We start from the raw sequence: 20,685 nt of genomic DNA, 5'->3' as shown, positions 1-20,685 counted from the left end.
CCGGGGCAACCCGTTTTCGTCTCCCGGCTTCCGGGTTGTGGATAACGGGGCACTTGTATCGCGCAGTGCCCCCTCCCTGTGGACGACGGTTTGACGCGAGGCGACGATTCTCAACCGTCACCGGCACACCTACTCCGCGGGCACCAGCGCCGTACTCACCGCCACCGCGCCGGGGCCAGTGTGCACCGCCACCGCCGCGCTGAGCTTCACGCGCATGAACTCCACCCGCGGGAGTTCGCTGCTCAGCCCGGCTCCCTCGTCTTTCTTTCCGCCGCCGTCTCTCCTCGCACCACCGCCTGCGGCTTCCTCCCGCACCGCGGCGATCATGTCCACCATGCGGTCCCGCAGCGCATCGGCCGCCTCCACAGCCTCCGAATCGTGGATGGCCACCAGCACAACCCGGGGCGACTCACCCACAGAGGCAGCGTGCTCGGCCTCCCCCACCACGACCGTGCGCACCATGTCCACGAGCTTGTCGAAGGCCTTCGCCCTCGTCCGCGTCTTGGCCGCCAGGTCCAGTCGGCCTTCGCCAAGGTGCAAGATTGGCTTGATCGCCAGCGCGGTGCTGAGCAGCCGCTGCCCGGTAGACAGCCGACCCCCGCGCCGCAGCGCCTCCAGCTTGTGCACGTACAACCAGGTGTTCCCGCTGTGGATCACGGCCCGCGCGGCCGCCTCCACCTCCTCCAGGTCCCCACCTGCCTGGGCCACCTCCCCGGCGCGCACCGCGGCGAAGCCGAGCACCATCCCGGCACTCTGGGTATCCAGCACCTTCACCGTGTGGTCGAACACACCTGCCGCCGTCACAGCGTTAGACCACGTCGCCGACAACTCCTTGGACACGTGGATGGCCACGACCCCCTCGTCCCCGCCGCGCTCCAGCAAGCGGGCATACGCCGCGGCGAGCTCCAACGAACCCAGGCCGGCCGTGCTGCGCTCCTCGTCCTCCCCGCTCGTGTGCAGGGGTAAAACGGTCACCCCTGCCCGCTGCGCTGCCTCCGCGGGCAGACAACTGGAAGAATCCGTGACCACGTGAACCGTCATGATGGCGCGTCCTCCCCACCCTCGTCCGGGCTTGGGGCGCTCATCGGGGCCGCGGCGTTGACGCCCACATTCCACCCCTCCAGGTGCCATCTCGGATTCACCTGCGCCTCCTTCCCCAGCGCCGGGGCCATGGGGACCGTGCTGCCGTCCACGGCGGGTTGATGGGGCGCGTGGTCCCTGGCGTCCATAAACCGTGGCCTGGCAACCAATTGGGCCCAGCACACATTGCCCAGACCGGAGAGCATGGGATAGTCCTCGTGCCGCACCCCCAGCAATCGGGCGGTCAGCGCGGCGATCGTCCCGCCGTGGGCCACCAGAACCACATGACCCCCATCGAAGGCTCCCCCCGCCAGCAACTCCCGCACAACCGCCTCCGCGCGGTCGGCAACCTGCAGCCGGGTCTCACCGCCCGGGGGTGCCCAGGTGGGATCGTGGCGCCAGTATGCTCGCTGTCCCGGGTAGTCCCGGTCGATCTCGTGGTGGGACGCCGCCTGCCAGCGGCCCAGATCAGTTTCCCGCAGGCGCGCATCTGTCGCGACCGGCACACCCCACCGAGCCGCTAGCACATTCGCGGTGTCCCGGGCTCGGCGCAGGTCGGAGGCCACCACCGTGGACACCGGCCAATCCGCGACAACCTGCGCCGCAGCCTGCACCTGGGCCAGCCCCGTCTCGGAGAGGTCTGTATCCAGCTGCCCCTGCATCCGGCCGGTGGCGTTGTACTCCGTCTGACCGTGGCGGATGAGGATGAGCCTGCGTTCGGACATGACGGCTAGAGCTCGTTGCTATCCGGGGTGGGGCCCGCCAGCGGCAGATCGTCAATGGACAGGGCCTCCAGCACGTCCACATCCACATCGGCGTCCCAGTGCCCGGAGCGCTGGACCTGCTCCACGCCCTCCACCGGGATCTGGGGGGCATCGTGATACAGGCGGTCGAGGGCGTAGAACTCGCGCTCCTCCCGGCGCTGGACGTGGACGATGATCGTGCCGTAGTCCAGCAGCACCCAGCGGCCGTCCCCCCGGCCCTCCCGGCGGGTCGGCTTGGGGCCGCCGTCCTCGGAGAGCTGGAACTCCACCTCCTCCACGATAGAGTTCACCTGGCGCTCGTTGTCGCCGCTCAGCAGCACGAAGCAATCGGTGATGGCCAGGCGGTCGGAAACGTCAAGGACCAAGATGTCCTCGGCCAGCTTTTCCGCCCCGGCGCGGGCGGCGGTGGAAGCAAGGGCGATGGCTTCTGCAGTGGCAGTCAAGCGGAGGGAACCTTTCACGGTCTTGTACAAGGAGCAGGGTTGGGCACCCCGATGTGGGCGCTGTGCTGCTCGGGCTGGAGGCTAACGGAAATAGTTTACCGGGCCACGGTGGGCAGCCGGTGCTTATCCCGATCGGTACATGCCGTGTTTGGCGATGTACTGCACCACGCCATCGGGCACGAGATACCAAACCGGACGCCCAGCCGCAGCGCGCTGCCGACAATCCGTGGAGGAGATAGCCATCGCGGGGATTGCCAGCAGAGACAGCCGACCGGCATCGACCTCCCGGCGCAGCGGATCGGAACCATCGGCGGCGGGCAGTTCATAGCCGGGCCGCGTGACCCCGACGAAATGGGCCATGTCGAACATCTTCTCCCAGTCCCGCCAGGTGATGATCTTCCCCAGCGCGTCGGCACCGGTGATGAAGAACAGCTCGGCCGTGGGATAGGCGCGGCGGATATCGGCGAGGGTATCCACCGTGTAGGTATCGCCGCCGCGGTCGATATCGACGCGAGAAACCAAAAAGCGCGGGTTAGAGGCCGTGGCCACGACGGTCATGAGGTAGCGGTCCTCCGCCGGGGAGACCACCCGGTTGCGCTTCTGCCAGGGTTGGCCGGTGGGCACGAAGACCACTATGTCAAGTTCGAAGCGTTCGGCGGCTTCGCTGGCGGCGACGAGGTGGCCATGGTGGATGGGATCGAAGGTGCCGCCCATGATGCCCACGCGGTCCATCGCGGTACCCCGGGGCCGTTGCGTTGCGGACACTAGGGGCGGGCCTGCCCCTCACCGTTGATGACCCACTTCGTGCTGGTCAGCTCCGGCAGACCCATGGGGCCGCGGGCGTGCAGCTTCTGGGTGGAGATACCGATTTCCGCGCCGAAGCCAAACATCTCCCCGTCCGTCCAGGCCGTGGAGGTGTTGATCATCACGGCGGCGCAGTCCACGTGCTGCTCGAAGAAGCTGGTCACCGAGTAGTCCTGGGCGGCAACCGCCTCCGTGTGGCCGGAGGAGTAGCGCTGGATATGCTCCACGGCGCCGGTGACTCCGTCGACGATGGCCGCGGCGATGTCCATGGAGAGGTACTCGTCAGTCCAGTCCTTCTCCTCGGCCTGCACCACATCCCCGATCAGATCGTCCAACTGGGCTTTGTCGCCGTGGATCGTCACCCCGGCGTCCTGGAGAGCTTGCAGGACTTTGGTTTTATCGGCGCTGGGTAGGTTGGCGTCCAAAATGACAACCTCCGTCGCGTTGCAGACCGAAACGCGGCGCGTCTTACCGTTGATGAGCAGGTCGATGGCCTGGTCCAGATCCGCGGAGGCATCGATGTAGAAGTGGCAGTTGCCGGTGCCCGTCTCGATCGTCGGCACCGTCGCCTTTGTGACCACCGCGTTGATGAGCCCCGCCCCGCCCCGCGGGATGACGAGATCCACCAACCCCCGGGCGGTGATGAGATCCTGGACGGAATCGTGCGTCGCGCACGGCAGAAGCTGCACGATCTCGCGGGGCAACTCCTTGCTCTCGGCGACATCCTGCAGGATCTCCACCAGCTTCGTGTTCGTGGCGCGGGCGGACTTGGAACCCCGCAGCAGGGGGACGTTCCCGGACTTGATGGCGAGGCCGAAAGCGTCGACTGTGACATTCGGGCGGGCCTCGTAGACCATCCCCATCACGCCCAGCGGCGTGCGCACCTGCTTCAGGCGGAGACCATTCGGGCGGGTGTGACCGCGGACGATTTCCCCGACTGGATCCGGCAGGCCCACCACCTGGCGCAACCCTCCGGCGATCCCGGCGATGCGGTCGGCGTCGAGGGCCAGGCGGTCCAGCAGGGAATCGGCAAAACCGCGCTTCTTACCGGCGGCGATGTCTTCCCGGTTGGCGGCGATGATGGTGTCGGTGTTGGCCTCCAGGGCGTCCGCCGCAGCTTCCAGCAGATCGTTCTTCTGCTCGGTGGACAGCAGAACCGCGCGGCTTACCTCTTTCGCCTTGGTGGCTTTATCCAGCACCTCCTGGCGTTCGGCTTGGCGTTCTGGGGTCAGCGTCTGCGTGTCAGTCATGGTTTTCCATGGTATCAACGGCTCCCCCGGCACCGGCCCGCCGACTACAGACGGTGCCGGTTGGAGTATGTGGAGAGGTAATCGGTGTGCACCGCCGGTCGCTTGGCAATATCCGGCAGGTCGGCGGTGGACTTGCCGATCATGCCCTCCAACATCTCCGAGTCGTAGTTCACTTCACCGCGGCCAACGAGCTTGCCCTCCGGGTCCACGATGTCCACGATTTTGCCCTGGGTGAACTTGCCCTCAATCGCAGTAATTCCCACGGGCAGCAACGATCGGTGCTTGCGGGTCACAGCCTCCACCGCGCCGGCGTCCAGGTGCAACCGCCCCTCGGAGCTGGCCGCGTAGAGCACCCAGAACTTCCAGGCGCTCAGGCGGTCCTCCTGGGGCCAGAAGGCGGTGCCGACGTTCGCCGCATCCAGGGCGGCACCCACGTTCTCCGTGGAGGTCAGCAGCACGGGCACACCCGCGCGGGATGCCAATCGGGCGGCCGAGACCTTGGCTGCCATGCCGCCCGTGCCCAGGCGTCCCCCATCCCCGGCGACCACTCCCCGCAGGTCCTTGGCGCCACGGACCTCCGGGATGAAGTTGGCGTCCGGCTCGGCGGGGTTCCGGTCGTACAGGCCATCCACGTCGGAGAGCAGCACGAGGGCGTCGGCGAAGGCCAGGTGGGAAACGAGGGCCGCGAGCCGGTCGTTGTCACCGAACCTCATTTCGGACGTCGCCACCGTGTCGTTCTCGTTGACGATCGGCACCGCCCCCAGTTGCCGCAGGCGGTCGATGGTGCGCTGGGCGTTGCGGGCCCGGTCGCGGCGCCCCGCGTCGGAGGCGGTGAGCAGGACCTGGCCGATGGTGCGCCCGTAGCGTGCGAAAGAGCGCGCCCATTCCTGGGCGAGCAACACCTGCCCCACGGAGGCCGCGGCCTGCTTGGTGGCCAGGTCAGTGGGGCGCTGGGATAGCTCCAGGGGGCCCATCCCGCAGGCAACGGCACCGGAGGACACGACGATGAGGTCGGTGCCGCGGTCCATCCGGGCTTCCAGCGCATCAGCGATAATGTCGATCCGGTCCGGGTTAACCAGCCCATCCTCGTCGGTCAGGGAGGACGATCCGATCTTGACTACCAATCGGCGGGCCCGGGCGATGTCCTGTCGCACCGTCGAGCTGTGCCCCATCGCTGGGTCCTCGGGATCCACCGCAGGCTCTGGAAACTCGATGGTGGTTGCTGGGATGACCGGGCCGGGGCGGTGAATGGGGCGTACTCCGTAGCTGGGCACGGGGTACGCGGGTTCGATGGGCCCTTCCAGCGGACCGGAGTGGGCCAAACCGAGCGCGGCACTGTCGAAGGCGCGGTCGCCGTCGGTCTGGTGGGACGCTGGATCGGTATTCCGCGGGTGTTTTGACGAGGCCATAGGGTCCAGTATGCCAAACGACCCAGCGATTTCTTAGCCCTGCCAGCGCTCGGTGTCGGCTTCCTGCCCCTCGCCGAAGTCCAGTTCGTCGATGAGGCCGCGGCGCGCCTGAGAGTCGCGTTTGCGCTGTTCCGCGGTGGAGCGCTGGGTTTGTTCCAGGCGCATGTCGGTGCCCCGGCCGGTGCGGGTGATGTCCACGCCCGCGGCGGTTTGGGGGTCCCATTCGAAGGTGATGGCGCCGATGGTGACCTCCAATCCGGCCTGAGCTCCGGCCTTGTACAGCGCCTCCTCCACACCCGCCTTGGCGAGGCGATCGGCGAGGTACCCAACCGCTTCGTCGTTTTCGAAGTCGGTCTGCCGAATCCAACGCTCCACCTTTTCCCCGCTGACGATGAAGGCATCCGGCTCGGTGGGATCGGCTCGGACGGTGAAATCCGCGAAGCGCCCGCCGTGTTTGCGGAGGCCTTTGGGGGTGATGACGGGGGCGGGCTTGGGCTCAGTTGTCACCGTTTCGCGGTGTTCGCGGACTGCCTCCATCAGGGCGTAGCTCAGCTCTTTGAGCCCTTGGCGGGCGACGGTGGAGATACGGAAGATGGGCCAGCCGAACTGGGCCAGTTCCTCCTCTTGGAGGTCCGCCATGTCTGCGGCTTCCGGGACGTCCATCTTGTTGAGGATGATGACGCGGGGGCGGTCGCGCAGGTCCCCGAGGCCGGAGTCCGTGGCCAGTTCGGATTGGTAGCGGGCGAGCTCCTCCTCGAGCGCGCGAATGTCATCGACGGGGTTGCGCTGAGATTCCAGGCTGGCGGCGTCCACGACGTGGGCGAGCACGGCGGTGCGTTCGATGTGCCGGAGGAAGTCCAGGCCCAGGCCCTTGCCCTCGGAGGCGCCGGGGATGAGGCCGGGCACGTCGGCGAGGGTGAAGGTGTCGTGGCCGACGGTGACCACACCCAGGTTGGGGGCAAGCGTTGTGAACGGGTAATCCGCGATCTTCGGCCGTGCCGCCGAGAGAACCGAGATCAGCGAACTCTTGCCGGCGGAAGGAAAACCGACGAGCCCCACATCCGCCATGGATTTGAGTTCGAGGGTGATGTCTTTGGTCTCGCCCGGTTCTCCCAGGAGGGCGAATCCGGGGGCTTTTCTGGTTTTGGACGCCAACGCCGCGTTGCCCAGTCCACCGTGCCCTCCGGCTGCAGCGATGATGCGCGTGCCTTTCCCGGTGAGGTCGGCGAGGACCGTCCCGTCAGCGTCGATGACAACCGTCCCCTCCGGGACTTTGACAACGAGGTCCTCGCCGCGAGCTCCGTGGCGGTGATCCCCGGCGCCGTTGTTGCCGCGGGGGGCTTTGATGTGGGGGTGGAAGTGGAAGTCCAAGAGGGTGTGCACCTGGGGGTCTACCTCCAACAGGATGTCCCCACCGTGGCCGCCGTTGCCTCCGTCGGGTCCGCCGAGGGGGACAAACTTTTCGCGGCGCACGGAGGAGCAACCGTGTCCGCCGTCGCCGGCTTGGAGGTGGAGAACAACGCGGTCTACGAAGCGGGCCATGGGTACACGGTGCCTTTCACAAGCCTGATGGGTGAGGAGGGAGACTGGGTGAGGAGGGGGAAGGAGTCGCGAGGACACCTCCGGTGGGAGGAGTCTCGGACGCCGAGCCCCAAGGTTGAGTAAAACCCCGCTAGCCACAGTGTGCCAGCGGGGTTTCATTCGGCAGCGTGAAAGCTGCGGTGCCTGCGTTAGGCGAATGCGGTTTCGGCTGCCTCCACGGCGGTGGTGCCTGCGGTGGTGGCCTCTGCGTTCTCCACGATGTTGATCATGCGGCGCTTGCGCTTGATGGAGAACTTGACCTCGCCGGCCTTGAGGGCGAAGAGGGTATCGTCCCCGCCTCGTCCGACGTTCTCGCCCGGGTGGAACGAGGTGCCGCGCTGGCGGATCAGGATCTCGCCGGCTTTGACCTTTTGGCCGCCGAAGCGCTTAACGCCGAGACGCTTGGCCTCAGAATCGCGGCCGTTGTTGGAGCTTGATGCACCCTTCTTGTGTGCCATGTGTCTCTCCCCTCCTTAAGGAAGATGGGTCCCGTGCCCCGGGGTGATATGTGGCGGCTGTTGCCGCGCGCGCCCCTGGGGTTGGGCGGTGTCTCGGCAGTTTACTTGATTCCGGTGACCTTGAGCACGGTCACGGCCTGGCGGTGGCCGTAGCGGCGCTTGTAACCGGTCTTGTTGCGGTAGTGCATGCCGCGGATCTTGGGTCCACGGGTGTGTTCCACGATTTCGGCATTCACGTCGACGGACTGCAGCTTGTCGCCGGTGGTGACGTCCGCGCCATCAACGAGGAGAACCGGGGTGAGAGCCACGGTGGAACCCGGCTCACCCTCGATCTTCTCGACCTTGACGAGGTCACCTTCGGCAACCTTGTACTGCTTTCCGCCGGTCTTGACGATCGCGTACATGGTAGGGCTACCCCTTTTAACGTTTCTCATTCGGCTCAGGGCTTACCGCCTCCGCTAACGGGCCTTGGCCTCGCCCCGCCAAGGGGGGAAGTCAAGGGGCTAGTCGGCGCGGACGCACTGACTGGACTTGTATGTTCGGTGTGCTAGACGCGGCGAGGTAGTGCGTACGCTCCCGCGTTGTTCGCGTTGTGCACCCCACCCGCGCGGGCCTGGCCTCGGCGCGCGAAAGCGGCAGGCCACGGCACAATCGAACAGCGACTGCTCAACGATACCCGCTGGGGTTTGCAAAGCCAAAACGCCTCCGCCCTTCTTGCGACGGGGATCGCTATCCGGCGGTGGGGTCTTGGAGGTAGCGCAACAGCCGTTTCCGTCGGTGTTTTACAAGGCGTTCGGCGAGCAGCGGAGCTAATCGATAGGCAGCCACGGAGACCGCCACGCAGCAGACGGTGAGCACAAGATAACCGGTGATCCCCAGCCGATCGGCATCGTCTGCCACCGTGACGAGTTTCGCCAAAGCCCGAAGCGCCACGATTACGGCGTTAACTACTACCCCGACACCGAGGCAGGGCAGCAACACCAAGCTGAGCCAGCGCAGTGTCATGAGCCTGCGCCCCCTCTTGCGCCATCGCCATTCCAGGGTGCGGGTCCGGTGGGGCAGGACGACTCCGAGGAGTGAGAATAGTGCCACTATTCCTATGGGCAGCGCGCTCAGTCCGACGAGGAAGATCCAGTTTCGGGCGCTGCTGGCGGCGGCGAGGCTGGCGCCCACCGCTGCGGTGACCGCGGCTATTCCGCCGCCCAGCACGAGGGCCTTTGTTCGGAGCAGCTGAGCTAGGGAGATCTCGGATTGCAGTGCTGCCACTGCGGAAGGAACGTCGTTGCCCAGCAGGTTGGTGGTGGTTGTGTCCGCCAGCATCCAGGTGCCAAGCACGACGGCGAAGCCGATTCTGCCGCGGTAGTAGTCGAAGACCCAGTCCCGCAGCCCTTCGGGCACGATCCACCACGATGCGCAGGCCAGCAGCGCGTTGAGCGCGACAACGGCGACGTCCTTGAACGGGGGCCGGGCGAGCCGCCGGATTTCATCCCAGGGGGTCCGCACGACCCGGTCGCGGCGCCCCATTTTCTCCTCCCCTAGCCCTGGCGCACCGTGCGGCGCCCGCGGCGGGCGCGACGGGATCGGTTGCCACTCTGGGGTGTCTTGGTCTCAGCACCGCGGCGAGGGGCCCGTTCGGGGTTCTGATTCCCCTTGCTAGCGTCCGCACTCGCGTCGAAGTCCTCGGGACGAGGTGGTACATCGGACCGGGAGTTGCCCCGCGTCTTGCGCTTTCGTCGCGGGGAGTTGTCGAACTCCGCCTTGGCCTGGGAGTACGTCCGGCGGCCGCCGCCGTTGCCCCCTCCCGTCTTCTCCCGGGCTCCGCCGGACTCGTCCGCTCGGGGGGCGTCCTGCGCTCTGCCCGACGCGCTGTTTTGTTTCGCGGCGGGGCTGCGGCGGGTGCCCGCTGGTCGGGTCTCCATCGCGGTGGCGGGGGGTGCGGAGCGGATTATCCGACGCCGACGACGGCGCGCCGCCCCGGCCCCACCTGCGGTCCCGCCAGTGGCGCCGGGATCGCCATGGACGCCGGTTGCTGGTGGTTGTTCGGCGGGTCCGGACTGTGTCGACCGCCCGGTTGCCCGCCCGGCCGGCTCAGGCTGCTCGGAGTGAGCCTCGGGCGAAGCGTAGTCCTCGTTGGACGGTTCTTCGGGGTCAGCTTCCCGCGAGGTGCGAAGGGCCTCGGCGGCGATGTCCGCGACACTTCGGCGCACGATGCGTCGACGACGCCGGGAGCGGCGCGTTCCAGCGGGGGCCTCCGCCGTCGCCCCGGACTTGTGCTCGGCCGTGCTGTCTTCACCGTGGCTCGCCTGGGCTTGGGTCGGTTGTTCGACCGCTGGCCGGTCCGTCTTGCGGTCCTCCGTGCGGACGGTCCTCCGGCGGGGCTTGCGTTCTTCTCGCCGTTGGTCCTTTTGCTCCCGCGGCTGGTCCGGTGCGGTGGCACCACTACGGTCCTCGGGCGCGTCTGCACTCGAGCTATCGCGGGCGGGTTCGCCGCGGCGGATGTGTTCCTCCCGCTTCGCCTGCTCACGCTTGGCTTGCTGGCGTTCCTTGCGCCCGCCGTGGTCCCGGCGCACCGGTTCGGTGAAGTCCTGTTCCACGGGATCGGCATGGACGATCACTCCGCGTCCATCGCAGGTTTGGCAGGTGGTGGTGAAGGTCTCTAGCAGGCCGGTACCCAGGCGCTTGCGGGTCATCTGCACGAGGCCTAGAGAAGTGACCTCGCTGACCTTGTGGCGCGTGCGGTCGCGGCCGAGGCATTCCGAGAGTCGCCGCAGCACCAGATCCTGGTTTTGCTGGAGGACCATGTCGATGAAGTCGACAACGATCATCCCGCCGAGGTCGCGAAGACGCATTTGGCGCACGATTTCCTCGGCGGCTTCCAGGTTGTTCTGGGTAACGGTCTCTTCCAGATTGCCGCCCGCTCCGACGAAGGATCCGGTGTTGACGTCGATGACGGTCATGGCTTCCGTGCGATCGAAGATGAGGTAGCCGCCGCTGGGTAGCCACACCTTCCGGGACAGTGCCTTCTGCAGCTGTTCGTCTAGGTCGGAGGCAGCGAAGACGTCCTGGCCGCCATGTTGGTGCGGGTCCCACCGCTTCACGCGATCCCGGAGGTCCGGGGCCATCCGGCGCACGTAGTTGTCCACGATGCGCCAGGATTTGTCCCCGTCTACCAACAGCTCGGCGAAGTCCTCGTTGAAAAGGTCTCGGACGACCTTGACCAGCATGTTCGGCTCTTCGTACAGGGTGCGCGGCTTGGCGCCCTTGGCGGCGCGCAGCTTGGCCTCTTCCTGCTCGATCTCCTCCCATTGGCCGTGGAGGCGCTGGACGTCCTCGCCAATCTGCTCCTCGGGCGCGTTTTCGGCGGCGGTGCGGATGATAGCTCCGCCTTCGCCCGGGATGACGTGAGAAAGAATCGTTTTCAGGCGCTTGCGCTCGGGCTCGGGGAGCTTGCGCGAGATGCCGGCAGTGGTGCCGCCGGGGAAGTACACCAGGAAGCGTCCGGCGAAGCTGATGCGGTTGGTCAGTCGCGCCCCCTTGTGCCCGAGGGGATCCTTGATGACCTGGACCAGGATCTGGTCGCCGGAGTGCAGGGCGGAGTCGATCCGGCGGTTGCGGCTGTGGAGGTGCGGCGAGCGCCAATTCATTTCACCGGCATAGAGCACGGCGTTGCGCCCTGTCCCGATGTCGATGAAGGCAGCCTCCATGCTGGCCAGCACGTTTTGTACCCGCCCGAGGTAGATGTTGCCCACCATGGACTGCTGCTTGTCGCTGGTGACGAAGTGTTCGACGAGCATGCCGTCCTCCACCACGCCCACTTGGGTGGTCAGGCCGGGCCGGTCGCTGCGCTCGGAGTCCCGCACCACCATGACGCGGTGAACTGATTCCCGCCGAGCGAGAAACTCGGAGCGGCTGACAATCTTCGTCTCTTCTTTGTTTTCGGCGCGCCAGCGGCGGCGGGATTCAAGTCGCGTGGAGCCTTTGAGTCGAACCGGTTCGGTGGCGAAGTCGGCGCTGTCCCTCTCGGCGGGGTGCAGGTGGGTGGCGTCCTCCTCCGCTTCTTGACCGCCGCGGGAGGCGGCCCCGCCGATGACGGGCGGCAGCGGTTCCCGATTATCCCGACCGCTGGGGGTAGATGCCTGCTGTTGCGCGGAGCGAGCCCCGACTCGGCGGACGATGCGGCGCACCCGTCGGCGGGGAGTTGTCACCGTGGTCGTAGCGCGGTCGGCGGCCTCTTCGGTGGCCTTCTCTACAGACTCGTTGGCGGCGTTTTCTTCGGGCTCCTGGGCGGCCTGCTCTGTGGGCTCCTCGGTCGTCTCCTCAGTGGCCTCCATCGGAACATCGGGCCGGAGTTCACCGGTCTCGACATCCGGCCGGGGCTCACCGGTCTCGACAGACTGGGCCGCGTCCTCGGGCTCAGCCGACGGGCCGCCGCTAGATTGCGGACGAGCCTCATCCTTCGCAGGTACATCGGCGTCCTGGTCCGTGGAGGGCTTCTTCACCGCCTTCTTCGGGGCTCGCTTCGTCGCCTTCGGTGCTGCGCTTTTGGCTGCCTTTTTGGTAGATTTCCGCCCGGTCTTCCTTGGTGCGGTGGGCTCCGACCGTTCCTCGCCGAGCGCAGCCTCGTCCTTTTCCGCCTTCTGCCCCCGCTTCCCGGCTGGCTTGGGGCTCTGCGGCCGCACCAACTCGGTGATCTTCGCCGCATCCTCCTTCGCCAGCGTGGAGGCGGCTTTCTTCCCGGGGTAACCGTTGTCGCCCAGCACCCCGATGAGCTCGGCGGAACTCATGCCCAACATTTTCGCTAGCGCGTGGACCCGGACTTTAGCCCCCAGGTTGTCTAGGTCTATCCCCTGCTGTTTTGTAGCGGTCGTAGCCACTGTTCTCCTTGCTTGTGTGCGCTCCACCCGCGTAGGCCCGTAGCACGGGGGCTTTCGTGGTGGGGATGTTTTCGCTCCCCTACTCCAGCAACCCCGATCGAGCTGCGGTGGTGCTCCCCCTCCGGGATACTCGCGCTTGCCAGGTATCAGTAGGTGCGCAGCGGTGGCTGCGGATCACCGGCGGCGATGGCCGGATGTTCTTTCGGCCTGCTTGCGGTCCCCCGGGGAGGGTCTCTTGCGGTTGGTATAAGACTGTCATTGGACCGCGCAGCCACATCGTCGTTGTGGGCCGGTCGATCCTGCAGACCATTGTGTCACACGCACCGAACAGGGATGCGCACCGTGAGGGTCCCGCTGGGTTTGCCAACCGCGAATGGCCCAAACGCCTGGGGTCCCTGGGGGCGGGGACGACCCCGGGGATCCGGGGAGCCAAGCCGGTCCATTGTTGTCCTGTGCAATCGAATCGGATCTGCTAGATACTTGATTCATGACGCCCCCAACCACAGCGCCCCTCGCACCCTCGCCGAACGCGGAGGCCCTTCGCCGGTACTCCCACATGTCCGTTGGCGCCAGAATCGTATCCAGCACTGGCTTCGGTGTCCTGCTCCAGTTCCTGCTGTCGCACCCCGACTTCGCCATAGCCTGGCCGGTGATAATCGTCGTGCTAGCACTGTCCACCTTGTGGGCTTTTTATTGGCCGCGCAAAAGGAAGCTTCGTCAGTACCCGCCGAATCGGCTTGACGCTCGCACCACCATTCTCCCGGTACTGTACCCAGTGATCGTCTTTATGGCTTATCACTGGCTCCCAAAAGGTGCAGACAACGCGGTCTCGTTCGCTCTCGCGATCATTTTCGCAGTGGTAGGTGCATGTGCAGCCTGGTACATGCTGGGTTTTTACAATTGGAGAGCGATACCGTCGGCTCGTTACAACACCACGTCTGTGATGGGTATTAAGGGCGATGGGGCGCCCCTGGCGGGTTCGGAGTTCACCGGGGAACACGCAGCGCGGCTCGCGTGCGCCGCTCTGAGTGATTGCGAAGCTATCCCCGGCAGGTATCAGATCCAGCAGGAACAATTCGTCAACCTACTCCAGAGCACTGGCTATCCACCGGAAGTGGCCACCACAGGATTACAGGAAGCGCTCAAAAAGCAATGGGCAGTTCCATTCCGGGAGCGCCAGAGGAACGGCGCGTACATCCAGTGGGTGGGACTGACTGACGAGGGGCTAGCCGCCATCCAAGCCTAGAGACCGGCAGTTATGACGGCCGAACATCCTTGAACGCCGGAGAGGCTTGACTAAACACCCTCTCAGGAGACGTCCAAAGCCCCCACCAATCACGGTGGGGGCTTTGGCTCACGTTCGCGAGCACCCTTTGGGTTTGTCGAACTCCACACGGTTGCTGCGCGACCGCGCGGGCGAGTAGTGTCTGCTGGACTTACAGGTTAGGGAACCAGATGGAGATCTCCCGCTCCGCCGACTCCGGGGAATCGGAGCCATGCACAACGTTCTCAGCCACGGACAGGGCCAAGTCCCCACGGATCGTTCCGGGAGTTGCCTTGCTCACCGGGTCGGTCCCACCGGCCAGCTGGCGCCAAGCCTCAATCGCACGATCCCCCTCGACAATCCCCGCGACCAGCGGAGCACTGGTGATGAAGTCCACAAGCTCGCCGAAGAAGGGCTTGTCCGCGTGCTCGGCGTAGTGCTTTTCTGCGGTTTCGCGGTCGGTGACCCGCAGGTCCAGGGCGGCCAGTTTGAGGCCCTTTTGCTCGATTCGGGCGATGATATCGCCAACCAGTCCACGCTGGACACCGTCGGGCTTAATCAAGATGAGAGTGCGTTCAGTCATAATTCCGTAGTGTACCGACCGCCACGTTTCATCGAACCCGGCGGCGGTCGCACCGGAGCGCCGAGAGGTGCTAACGCGCAGACGGGCCGATGTGCTGGGCGGGAAGCAACCCCCGACGCATTCGCTCAATCAGCACTTTCCGCAGGTGGTAGACGTACCACCACACTGCGGCAAAGAGGATCCCCATCACAGCCATGGAGACGTGAACGAACACCCCAGCGATCGTCAAAACCTGCAGGGCCATGTTGAGTTTGTCTGCCCACGGGCGCTTCTGCAGAAACGCGGCGACGACCATGGCCACCCCCAGGGCTACAACGTAGCCAATCTTGCCCGGCGTTCCAGCCGCGCCGTCGTCGATGCGCGTGATCACGGTCAGCACTAACAGCACCACGATGGCTTCCATGATGAGCGTGCCCGCCATAACCCCGCGCAGCCCCTTGAGCGGGTCGTTTTCCGGGGCATGCCCCGGCCCGAGCGGCCCGTACTCGATTTCGCTTTCGCCACCCCGGTCATCCCGCCGCGCTCGCTGTGCCATGCTCCTGGGCTCACCTTTCGCTGTTCATCTGCTGCAACCGCTCTATCCGCGCCATAGCCGTTTCGCGTGCGTAGGGGGAAAAGGGCGCTGCTGACACTGTAGAACACCGGCAGCCAAACACCGCCAGCACCCAGCCCGGGGGCGCCCAAGCCCGCTACTCCGGCGTCTTGCCGAACAGTGCACGCGCCTCCCCGGCGGTCACCACGGACCCAGTGATCAACACGCCCGCGCCGTGCACCAACCCGTCGCCGCCATCGTCCTCCGCCAGCTCCGTGGCCAGCTCGATGGCCCCCGGTAGCCCCTCGGCCACGTGCACCCGCTCCTCCCCGAAAGCGTCCCTCGCGTACTCTACGAGCACGTCCACCGGCAGCGCCCGTGGCGACTTCGGCTCGGTGACCACTACCTCATCGAGCGCCGGTTCCAGGGCCGCGAGGATGCCCCTGGCGTCCTTATCCCCCAAAACCCCGACGACCCCCACCAACCGCCGGAATTCGAAATCACGCCCCACCGCCGCGGCCAGAGCTTGGGCACCGTGGGGGTTGTGGGAAGCGTCCACGAACACTGACGGCGCGGATCGCACCCGCTCCAACCTCCCGGGGGAGGCCACGGAGGCGAAGCCCGCGCGAACCGTCTCCACGTCCAACTGGCGCTGCGCACCCGCACCGAAGAACGCCTCCACCGCCGCCAGCGCCACTGCGGCGTTGCGGGCCTGATGCTCGCCCGACAACGGCAGGAAGATGTCCGTGTACGCGCCGCCGAGGCCGCGTATCTTGAGTTGCTGGCCACCGACGGCAATGGCGGATTCCTCCACCTGAAACTCCGCCCCGGCGCGGGCAACCGCGGAATCCTTCGCAACGGCTTCCTGCAGGATGACCTGCATGGCAGCGGGATCTTGTTCTGCGATGACGCTCACGTTGTCCGGCGGGCTCAGCAAATCGTCCGCATTCCAGCGGGACTTGATGATCCCAGCTTTCTCCGCGGCGATGAGTTCGATGGTCTCCCCCAGGTAGTCCGTGTGGTCCAGGCCAATGGGGGTAATGACGGCCACGTCCGCGTTCGCCACGTTGGTCGCATCCCATCGCCCACCCATGCCAGTTTCCACGACAGCCACATCCACCGGAGCGTCGGCGAACATCGCGTAGGCCATCGCCACGAGGATCTCGAACTTGCTCATCCGCGGGCCCCCGTCGGCCTGACTGTGGGCGTCCACCATCTCCACATAGGGCTTGATCTCCAGCCACGTGTCCGCGAAGTCGCGGGGATGGACGGGGGCACCGTCGATGGCGATGCGCTCGGTGACTAACTGCAGGTGGGGGCTGGTGGCCCGCCCGGTGCGCCGGTGGAACGCGCGCAGCAGCGCTTCGATCATCCGCACCGTGGAGGTTTTTCCGTTCGTCCCCGCCACGTGGATGACCGCGAAGGAGCGTTCGGGGTGGCCCAGCAGGTCCATGAGCATGTCCACCCGGGAGAGGGTGGGGTCAATCTTCGTCTCCGGCCAGCGTTGATTCAGTTCCTCCTCCACGCTGACGAGGATGGCCAGGTCCTCGGGCGTGACCGGCCGCTCGGGTGCCGGTTGGTCCGTATCGACGGCCGGTTCGATGTCGTCGATGGGTAGTACAAGGCCCGTGTCTTCCAGCCGAACTTCGCGCGGCTCCTCGCCACGGTGGTCATTCACTGACCGGCCCGCCGTTGCTCTTGCTCCGCAATCTGGGCCAGTCGGGCACTGATGCGCTCGTGCTCCTCACGAGCCACAGCCTGCCGGCTCCGAATCCCCTCGACCACCTTCTCCGGCGCCTTGGCCAGAAAGCCCTGGTTGTTCAGCTTCTTCGCCGCGTTGTCCAGCTCCTTTTGCGCTCCGGCCAGGTCCTTTTCCAGCCGCTTGCGCTCGGCGGCCAGGTCCACGGTTCCGGAGGTATCCAGCTCTACCGTGATCGTCGCCTGGGACAGCCGCACCTCGATGGAGGCCGTGGCCGCGAAGTCCGCACCGGGGGTCTCCAGTCGCACCAGCGAGCGCACCGCAGCTTCCAGCTCCGCCAGGTCTGCCGCAGCGAAGTCCATCCGCGCGGGCACCTTCTGGGAGGGTTTGACTCCCTGATCGGAGCGGAACCGGCGGATTTGTGTGACTAGCTGGTCAACGTCTTTCAACCGGCGCGCCGCAGTGGCGTCTGCCTCCACACCCCCATTGGTCATGTCTGCGGTGGGCCAGGTAGCAATGGTCAGGGATTCTGGATAATTGGGGACGCCATCAACCAGAGCGCGCCACAAGACCTCCGTAACGAACGGCATTGCCGGGTGCAGCAGGCGCAGTACCGCGTCCAAAACCCGCCCCAGCACCAGTTGCGTGGTGATGCCGCGGACCCGCTCTGCCTCCGGGAGGTTCTCGCCCCAATCTCGGGGGATCTGCACCTTGGCGATCTCCAGGTACCAGTCGCAGAACTCACCCCAAGCGAAACGGTACAGGGTTTCGTTGGCCACGGAGAATTCGTAGCGGTCCAGGGCATCGTCGACCTGTGCCCGCACCGCTTCCAGCCGGTCCAGGATCCACCGGTCGGCATCCGTCAGCGCGGCGCGGTCCGGCAGCTCCCCGACGTGGGCCCCGTTGAGGAGGGCAAACTTCGTGGCGTTGAACAGCTTGGTGGCGAAGTTGCGGGAGGACTGCGCGGAGTCCTCCCCCACGGGCAGGTCTACGCCGGGGTTCGCGCCGCGGGCCAGGGTGAACCGGAGGGCGTCCGCGCCGTAGTCCCGCACCCAGTCCATGGGGTCGATTCCGTTGCCCAGGGACTTGGACATCTTGCGCCCCTTTTCGTCGCGCACGAGCCCGTGGAGGAACACATCGCGGAACGGGATCTGGGGGCGGGGGCCCTGCCCGACCAGCGGGGAGTCCTCGAGGGTGTCCGCAAAGGTGGCGAACATCATCATGCGGGCCACCCAGAAAAACAGGATGTCGTAGCCGGTGACCAGCACGGACGTGGGATAGAAGCGCTTGAGCTCCTCGCTGTGGTCCGGCCAGCCCATCGTGGAAAAGGGCCACAAGCCGGAGCTGAACCAGGTATCCAGAACGTCCTCATCCTGGTACCAGCCCTCCCCCTGCGGCGGTTCATCGTCCGGCCCGCAGCACACCACTTCCCCGTCGGGCCCGTACCAGATGGGGATGCGGTGCCCCCACCACAACTGGCGGGAGATCGTCCAGTCGTGCATGTTGTCCACCCACTCGAACCAGCGCGGTTCCTGGCTGGCGGGGTGGATCACGGTATCTCCGTGCCGCACGGCCTCACCGGCCATGCGGGCCAACTCCTCAACCTTGACCCACCACTGCAGGCTCAGGCGAGGTTCCACAGCCTCCCCGGAACGCTCGGAGTGTCCCACGGAGTGCACGTAGGGGTGCTTGCGAGCGACGATCCGCCCCTGCTCCTCCAGGGCAAGCCGGATCTTCTCGCGTGCCTCGTAGCGATCCATCCCGTCGAACTGGGTGCCGGTATCCGCGATTCGACCTTGCGTGTCCATGATGGTCGGCATCGGCAGGTTGTGCCGCTGTCCAAGGGCGAAGTCGTTGGGGTCGTGTGCGGGGGTAATCTTCACTGCCCCGGTACCGAACTCCGGATCCACGTAGTCGTCCGCGACGATGACCATGTGGCGGTCGGGCAAGAAGGGGTGCGGCAAGGTGGTGCCGACGAGGTCGGCGTAGCGCTCATCGTCTGGGTGCACGGCCACGGCCACGTCGCCCAGCATCGTTTCCACGCGGGTGGTGGCGACAACAACGTGAGGTTCCGCGTCGTTGAGGGAACCGTAGCGGATGGAGACCAGCTCCCCCTCGTCCTCGGAGTAGGTCACCTCGATGTCCGAGATTGCCGTCTGAAGAACTGGGGACCAGTTGACCATGCGGTTAGCCCGGTAGATCAAGCCCCGGTCGTAGAGCGCCTTGAACATTGTCTGGACCGCGCGGGAGAGCCCCTCATCCAGAGTGAACCGCTCGCGGGACCAGTCCACGGAGTCTCCGACGGCCCGCATCTGGCTGGTGATACCCGAACCGTACTTGTCCTTCCACTCCCAGACGCGGTCGGTAAACTCCTCGCGCCCGTAGTCGAAGCGATCCTTGCCCTCGGTCTCCTTCAGGTTCGCTTCGACCTTGGTTTGGGTGGCGATGCCCGCGTGGTCGGAGCCGGGCAACCACAGCACCTCGTATCCCTGCATGCGCTTGCGGCGCGCCATCTGGTCCATGAGGGTGTGGTCCAGGGCATGCCCCATGTGCAGCTGACCGGTGACATTAGGCGGCGGCAGGACAATGGAAAACGGTGGCTTCGAGCTGGTGGGATCGGCCGTGAAGTACCCCGCGTCCACCCACTCCTGGTAGAGAGTGCCCTCCACGGCCGCGGGATCCCACGCCGATGGCAGTAGCCCGGAGCGGTCCACCCCTACCTGTTGCCCGCCGTCCACCCCGGCGGCCTGGTCGGTTCCGGTAGCGTCCTCGCCCTTTGCACCTGTACTCAGCTCAGTCACGGTGTATCAGTCTAAACGACCGGGCGGACACCACCGGATGTGCCCGGACTAGACTAGCCCGGCCTGTTTGACGGCCGCCCATTCCTCGCTGAGCTCCGCCACGGAGGCGTCGATGCGCTCACGCTGGAATTCGTTGATCTCCAGCCCCTGAATGATCTCCCACTCCCCGTTGACGCAACGGCAGGGGAAGCTGCTGACGATCCCCTCGGGGACGCCATAGGAGCCGTCGGAGGGCAGGGCCACGGACACCCAATCGTTGTCGGGGGTGCCAACGACCCAGTCCCGCATGTGGTCGATTGCGGCGTAGGCGGCCGAGGCCGCCGAGGAACGGCCGCGAACCTGAATGATTTCGGACCCTCGCTTGGCCACCCGGGGGATGAACTCTCCGGTCAGCCACTCCCGGTCCAGCTTTTCCGCCACCGGCTCGCCATTGAGCTGCAGCTCGGAAACGTCTGGAAACTGCGAGGCCGAGTGGTTGCCCCACACCGTCATCTGGGTGAGGTCGTCCACCTGCACGTCCAGCTTGGCTGCCACCTGGGCGAGCGCGCGGTTGTGGTCCAAGCGGGTGAGGGCGGTGATCCGAGTGCGATCAATGCGGGGGGCATGGGCGTGAAGGATGCCCGCATTGGTGTTCGCGGGGTTGCCGACCACGAGGACTCGAACATCGTCGGCGGCGACGTCGTTAAGGGCCTCCCCCTGAGGGCCGAAGATGCGCCCATTGGCGGCGAGGAGGTCTGCCCGCTCCTCACCCTCCTGGCGCGGCTTGGCACCCACGAGGAAAGCGGCGTTCGTTCCCTTGAAGCCCTCGGCGGCGTCGCTGGTGATGAGCACGCGGTTCAGCAGCGGGTATGCGCAGTCCGCGAGCTCCATGGCAACGCCTTCGGCGGACTTGGCGCCGTTGGCCGTCTCCAGCATGTGGAGGTTGACCGGCCGGTTGCCGAACACCTCCCCAGCGGCGATGCGGAACAGCAGTGAGTAGCCGATCTGGCCGGCAGCACCGGTGACGGTGACGGTGACCGGAGTAGCAGTCGTCTGGGTGGACATGTGGGGTCTCCCCTTTCCTCGGCGCCCGGCGCGGTGATTAAACCGCTGGGGGCCACGTCTAGTTACCGCAACCAGCCTAACGGCACGTCAGCCCGGATG

Annotated in this window: 17 protein-coding genes; 1 reads left to right on the top strand and 16 read right to left on the bottom strand. The window is 66.2% G+C overall.

Features of this window, described 5'->3' with window-relative positions; genetic code table 11:
• Nucleotides 1–129: 129 nt before the first annotated feature.
• From CHEID_RS03280 to CHEID_RS03230, 11 genes are all read right to left on the bottom strand, one after another.
• On the bottom strand, nucleotides 130–1,041 hold the full coding sequence (locus tag CHEID_RS03280) for a DegV family protein (RefSeq protein WP_112769806.1): 912 nt from the start codon (nucleotides 1,039–1,041) through the stop codon (nucleotides 130–132).
• Nucleotides 1,038–1,805, bottom strand: a complete 768-nt coding sequence (locus tag CHEID_RS03275; protein WP_112769805.1) for a histidine phosphatase family protein — start codon at nucleotides 1,803–1,805, stop codon at nucleotides 1,038–1,040. Before CHEID_RS03275 ends, CHEID_RS03280 begins: the two co-directional genes overlap by 4 nt.
• 5 nt (nucleotides 1,806–1,810) lie before the next feature.
• A complete protein-coding gene (gene rsfS, locus CHEID_RS03270; protein ID WP_112769804.1) occupies nucleotides 1,811–2,287 on the bottom strand; it encodes a ribosome silencing factor in 477 nt (158 codons plus the stop codon).
• Between the two features lie 123 nt (nucleotides 2,288–2,410).
• Nucleotides 2,411–3,019: a nicotinate-nucleotide adenylyltransferase gene (gene nadD, locus CHEID_RS03265; protein WP_112769813.1), complete on the bottom strand. Its 609-nt coding sequence runs from the start codon at nucleotides 3,017–3,019 to the stop codon at nucleotides 2,411–2,413.
• A gap of 32 nt (nucleotides 3,020–3,051) precedes the next feature.
• Nucleotides 3,052–4,341: a glutamate-5-semialdehyde dehydrogenase gene (locus CHEID_RS03260; protein WP_112769803.1), complete on the bottom strand. Its 1,290-nt coding sequence runs from the start codon at nucleotides 4,339–4,341 to the stop codon at nucleotides 3,052–3,054.
• A 44-nt stretch (nucleotides 4,342–4,385) separates the two neighbouring features.
• Nucleotides 4,386–5,750, bottom strand: a complete 1,365-nt coding sequence (gene proB / locus CHEID_RS03255) for a glutamate 5-kinase (protein WP_112769802.1) — start codon at nucleotides 5,748–5,750, stop codon at nucleotides 4,386–4,388.
• Nucleotides 5,751–5,783: 33 nt separating this feature from the next.
• The gene (obgE, locus tag CHEID_RS03250) at nucleotides 5,784–7,292 is read right to left on the bottom strand and encodes a GTPase ObgE (protein WP_273661242.1); all 1,509 of its coding nucleotides are present in this window, start codon (nucleotides 7,290–7,292) and stop codon (nucleotides 5,784–5,786) included.
• Nucleotides 7,293–7,480: 188 nt separating this feature from the next.
• Nucleotides 7,481–7,789, bottom strand: a complete 309-nt coding sequence (rpmA, locus tag CHEID_RS03245) for a 50S ribosomal protein L27 (RefSeq protein WP_112768906.1) — start codon at nucleotides 7,787–7,789, stop codon at nucleotides 7,481–7,483.
• 101 nt (nucleotides 7,790–7,890) lie between these two features.
• On the bottom strand, nucleotides 7,891–8,193 hold the full coding sequence (gene rplU, locus CHEID_RS03240; RefSeq protein WP_112768905.1) for a 50S ribosomal protein L21: 303 nt from the start codon (nucleotides 8,191–8,193) through the stop codon (nucleotides 7,891–7,893).
• Nucleotides 8,194–8,518: 325 nt separating this feature from the next.
• Nucleotides 8,519–9,313 carry a hypothetical protein gene (locus CHEID_RS03235; RefSeq protein ID WP_112768904.1) on the bottom strand — a complete coding sequence of 265 codons (795 nt, stop codon included), beginning with the start codon at nucleotides 9,311–9,313 and terminating at the stop codon, nucleotides 8,519–8,521.
• A gap of 11 nt (nucleotides 9,314–9,324) precedes the next feature.
• Nucleotides 9,325–12,663: a translation initiation factor IF-2 N-terminal domain-containing protein gene (locus tag CHEID_RS03230; protein WP_238599239.1), complete on the bottom strand. Its 3,339-nt coding sequence runs from the start codon at nucleotides 12,661–12,663 to the stop codon at nucleotides 9,325–9,327.
• 556 nt (nucleotides 12,664–13,219) lie between these two features.
• Here CHEID_RS03230 and CHEID_RS03225 point away from each other — a divergent pair.
• On the top strand, nucleotides 13,220–13,909 hold the full coding sequence (locus tag CHEID_RS03225) for a hypothetical protein (RefSeq protein ID WP_146743818.1): 690 nt from the start codon (nucleotides 13,220–13,222) through the stop codon (nucleotides 13,907–13,909).
• A gap of 190 nt (nucleotides 13,910–14,099) precedes the next feature.
• On the opposite strand, the gene ndk is transcribed toward CHEID_RS03225, so the two are convergent.
• The 5 genes from ndk to CHEID_RS03200 all read right to left on the bottom strand — a co-directional run bounded on the left by ndk (nucleotide 14,100) and on the right by CHEID_RS03200 (nucleotide 20,586).
• Nucleotides 14,100–14,510, bottom strand: coding sequence for a nucleoside-diphosphate kinase (ndk, locus tag CHEID_RS03220; RefSeq protein ID WP_112768901.1), 411 nt, complete (start codon nucleotides 14,508–14,510; stop codon nucleotides 14,100–14,102).
• A 70-nt stretch (nucleotides 14,511–14,580) separates the two neighbouring features.
• Nucleotides 14,581–15,045, bottom strand: coding sequence for a DUF4233 domain-containing protein (locus CHEID_RS03215; protein WP_112768900.1), 465 nt, complete (start codon nucleotides 15,043–15,045; stop codon nucleotides 14,581–14,583).
• A gap of 154 nt (nucleotides 15,046–15,199) precedes the next feature.
• Entirely contained in the window at nucleotides 15,200–16,720 is a 1,521-nt protein-coding gene (folC, locus tag CHEID_RS03210) for a bifunctional tetrahydrofolate synthase/dihydrofolate synthase (RefSeq protein WP_112768899.1), read from the bottom strand.
• The gene (locus CHEID_RS03205; RefSeq protein WP_238599241.1) at nucleotides 16,717–19,479 is read right to left on the bottom strand and encodes a valine--tRNA ligase; all 2,763 of its coding nucleotides are present in this window, start codon (nucleotides 19,477–19,479) and stop codon (nucleotides 16,717–16,719) included. The genes folC and CHEID_RS03205 overlap by 4 nt, the downstream gene beginning before the upstream one ends.
• 111 nt (nucleotides 19,480–19,590) lie before the next feature.
• Nucleotides 19,591–20,586, bottom strand: coding sequence for a malate dehydrogenase (locus CHEID_RS03200; protein WP_112768898.1), 996 nt, complete (start codon nucleotides 20,584–20,586; stop codon nucleotides 19,591–19,593).
• Between the last annotated feature and the right edge of the window lie 99 nt (nucleotides 20,587–20,685).

Origin of the sequence: Corynebacterium heidelbergense (assembly GCF_028609845.1) — a bacterium.
GTDB classification, from domain to species: Bacteria; Actinomycetota; Actinomycetes; order Mycobacteriales; family Mycobacteriaceae; genus Corynebacterium; species Corynebacterium heidelbergense.
Note: the sequence above shows the minus strand (reverse complement) of the source record. Positions and strands in the feature narration are given on the sequence as shown.

Excerpts from the sequence above, each read along its gene's own strand:
- CHEID_RS03280 (WP_112769806.1), bottom strand. The coding sequence starts at position 1,041 with ATGACGGTTCACGTGGTCACGGATTCTTCCAGTTGTCTGCCCGCGGAG.
- CHEID_RS03275 (WP_112769805.1), bottom strand. The coding sequence starts at position 1,805 with ATGTCCGAACGCAGGCTCATCCTCATCCGCCACGGTCAGACGGAGTAC.
- nadD (WP_112769813.1), bottom strand. The coding sequence starts at position 3,019 with ATGGACCGCGTGGGCATCATGGGCGGCACCTTCGATCCCATCCACCAT.
- CHEID_RS03260 (WP_112769803.1), bottom strand. The coding sequence starts at position 4,341 with ATGACTGACACGCAGACGCTGACCCCAGAACGCCAAGCCGAACGCCAG.
- proB (WP_112769802.1), bottom strand. The coding sequence starts at position 5,750 with ATGGCCTCGTCAAAACACCCGCGGAATACCGATCCAGCGTCCCACCAG.
- obgE (WP_273661242.1), bottom strand. The coding sequence starts at position 7,292 with ATGGCCCGCTTCGTAGACCGCGTTGTTCTCCACCTCCAAGCCGGCGAC.
- rpmA (WP_112768906.1), bottom strand. The coding sequence starts at position 7,789 with ATGGCACACAAGAAGGGTGCATCAAGCTCCAACAACGGCCGCGATTCT.
- rplU (WP_112768905.1), bottom strand. The coding sequence starts at position 8,193 with ATGTACGCGATCGTCAAGACCGGCGGAAAGCAGTACAAGGTTGCCGAA.
- CHEID_RS03235 (WP_112768904.1), bottom strand. The coding sequence starts at position 9,313 with ATGGGGCGCCGCGACCGGGTCGTGCGGACCCCCTGGGATGAAATCCGG.
- CHEID_RS03225 (WP_146743818.1), top strand. The coding sequence starts at position 13,220 with ATGTCCGTTGGCGCCAGAATCGTATCCAGCACTGGCTTCGGTGTCCTG.
- ndk (WP_112768901.1), bottom strand. The coding sequence starts at position 14,510 with ATGACTGAACGCACTCTCATCTTGATTAAGCCCGACGGTGTCCAGCGT.
- CHEID_RS03215 (WP_112768900.1), bottom strand. The coding sequence starts at position 15,045 with ATGGCACAGCGAGCGCGGCGGGATGACCGGGGTGGCGAAAGCGAAATC.
- CHEID_RS03200 (WP_112768898.1), bottom strand. The coding sequence starts at position 20,586 with ATGTCCACCCAGACGACTGCTACTCCGGTCACCGTCACCGTCACCGGT.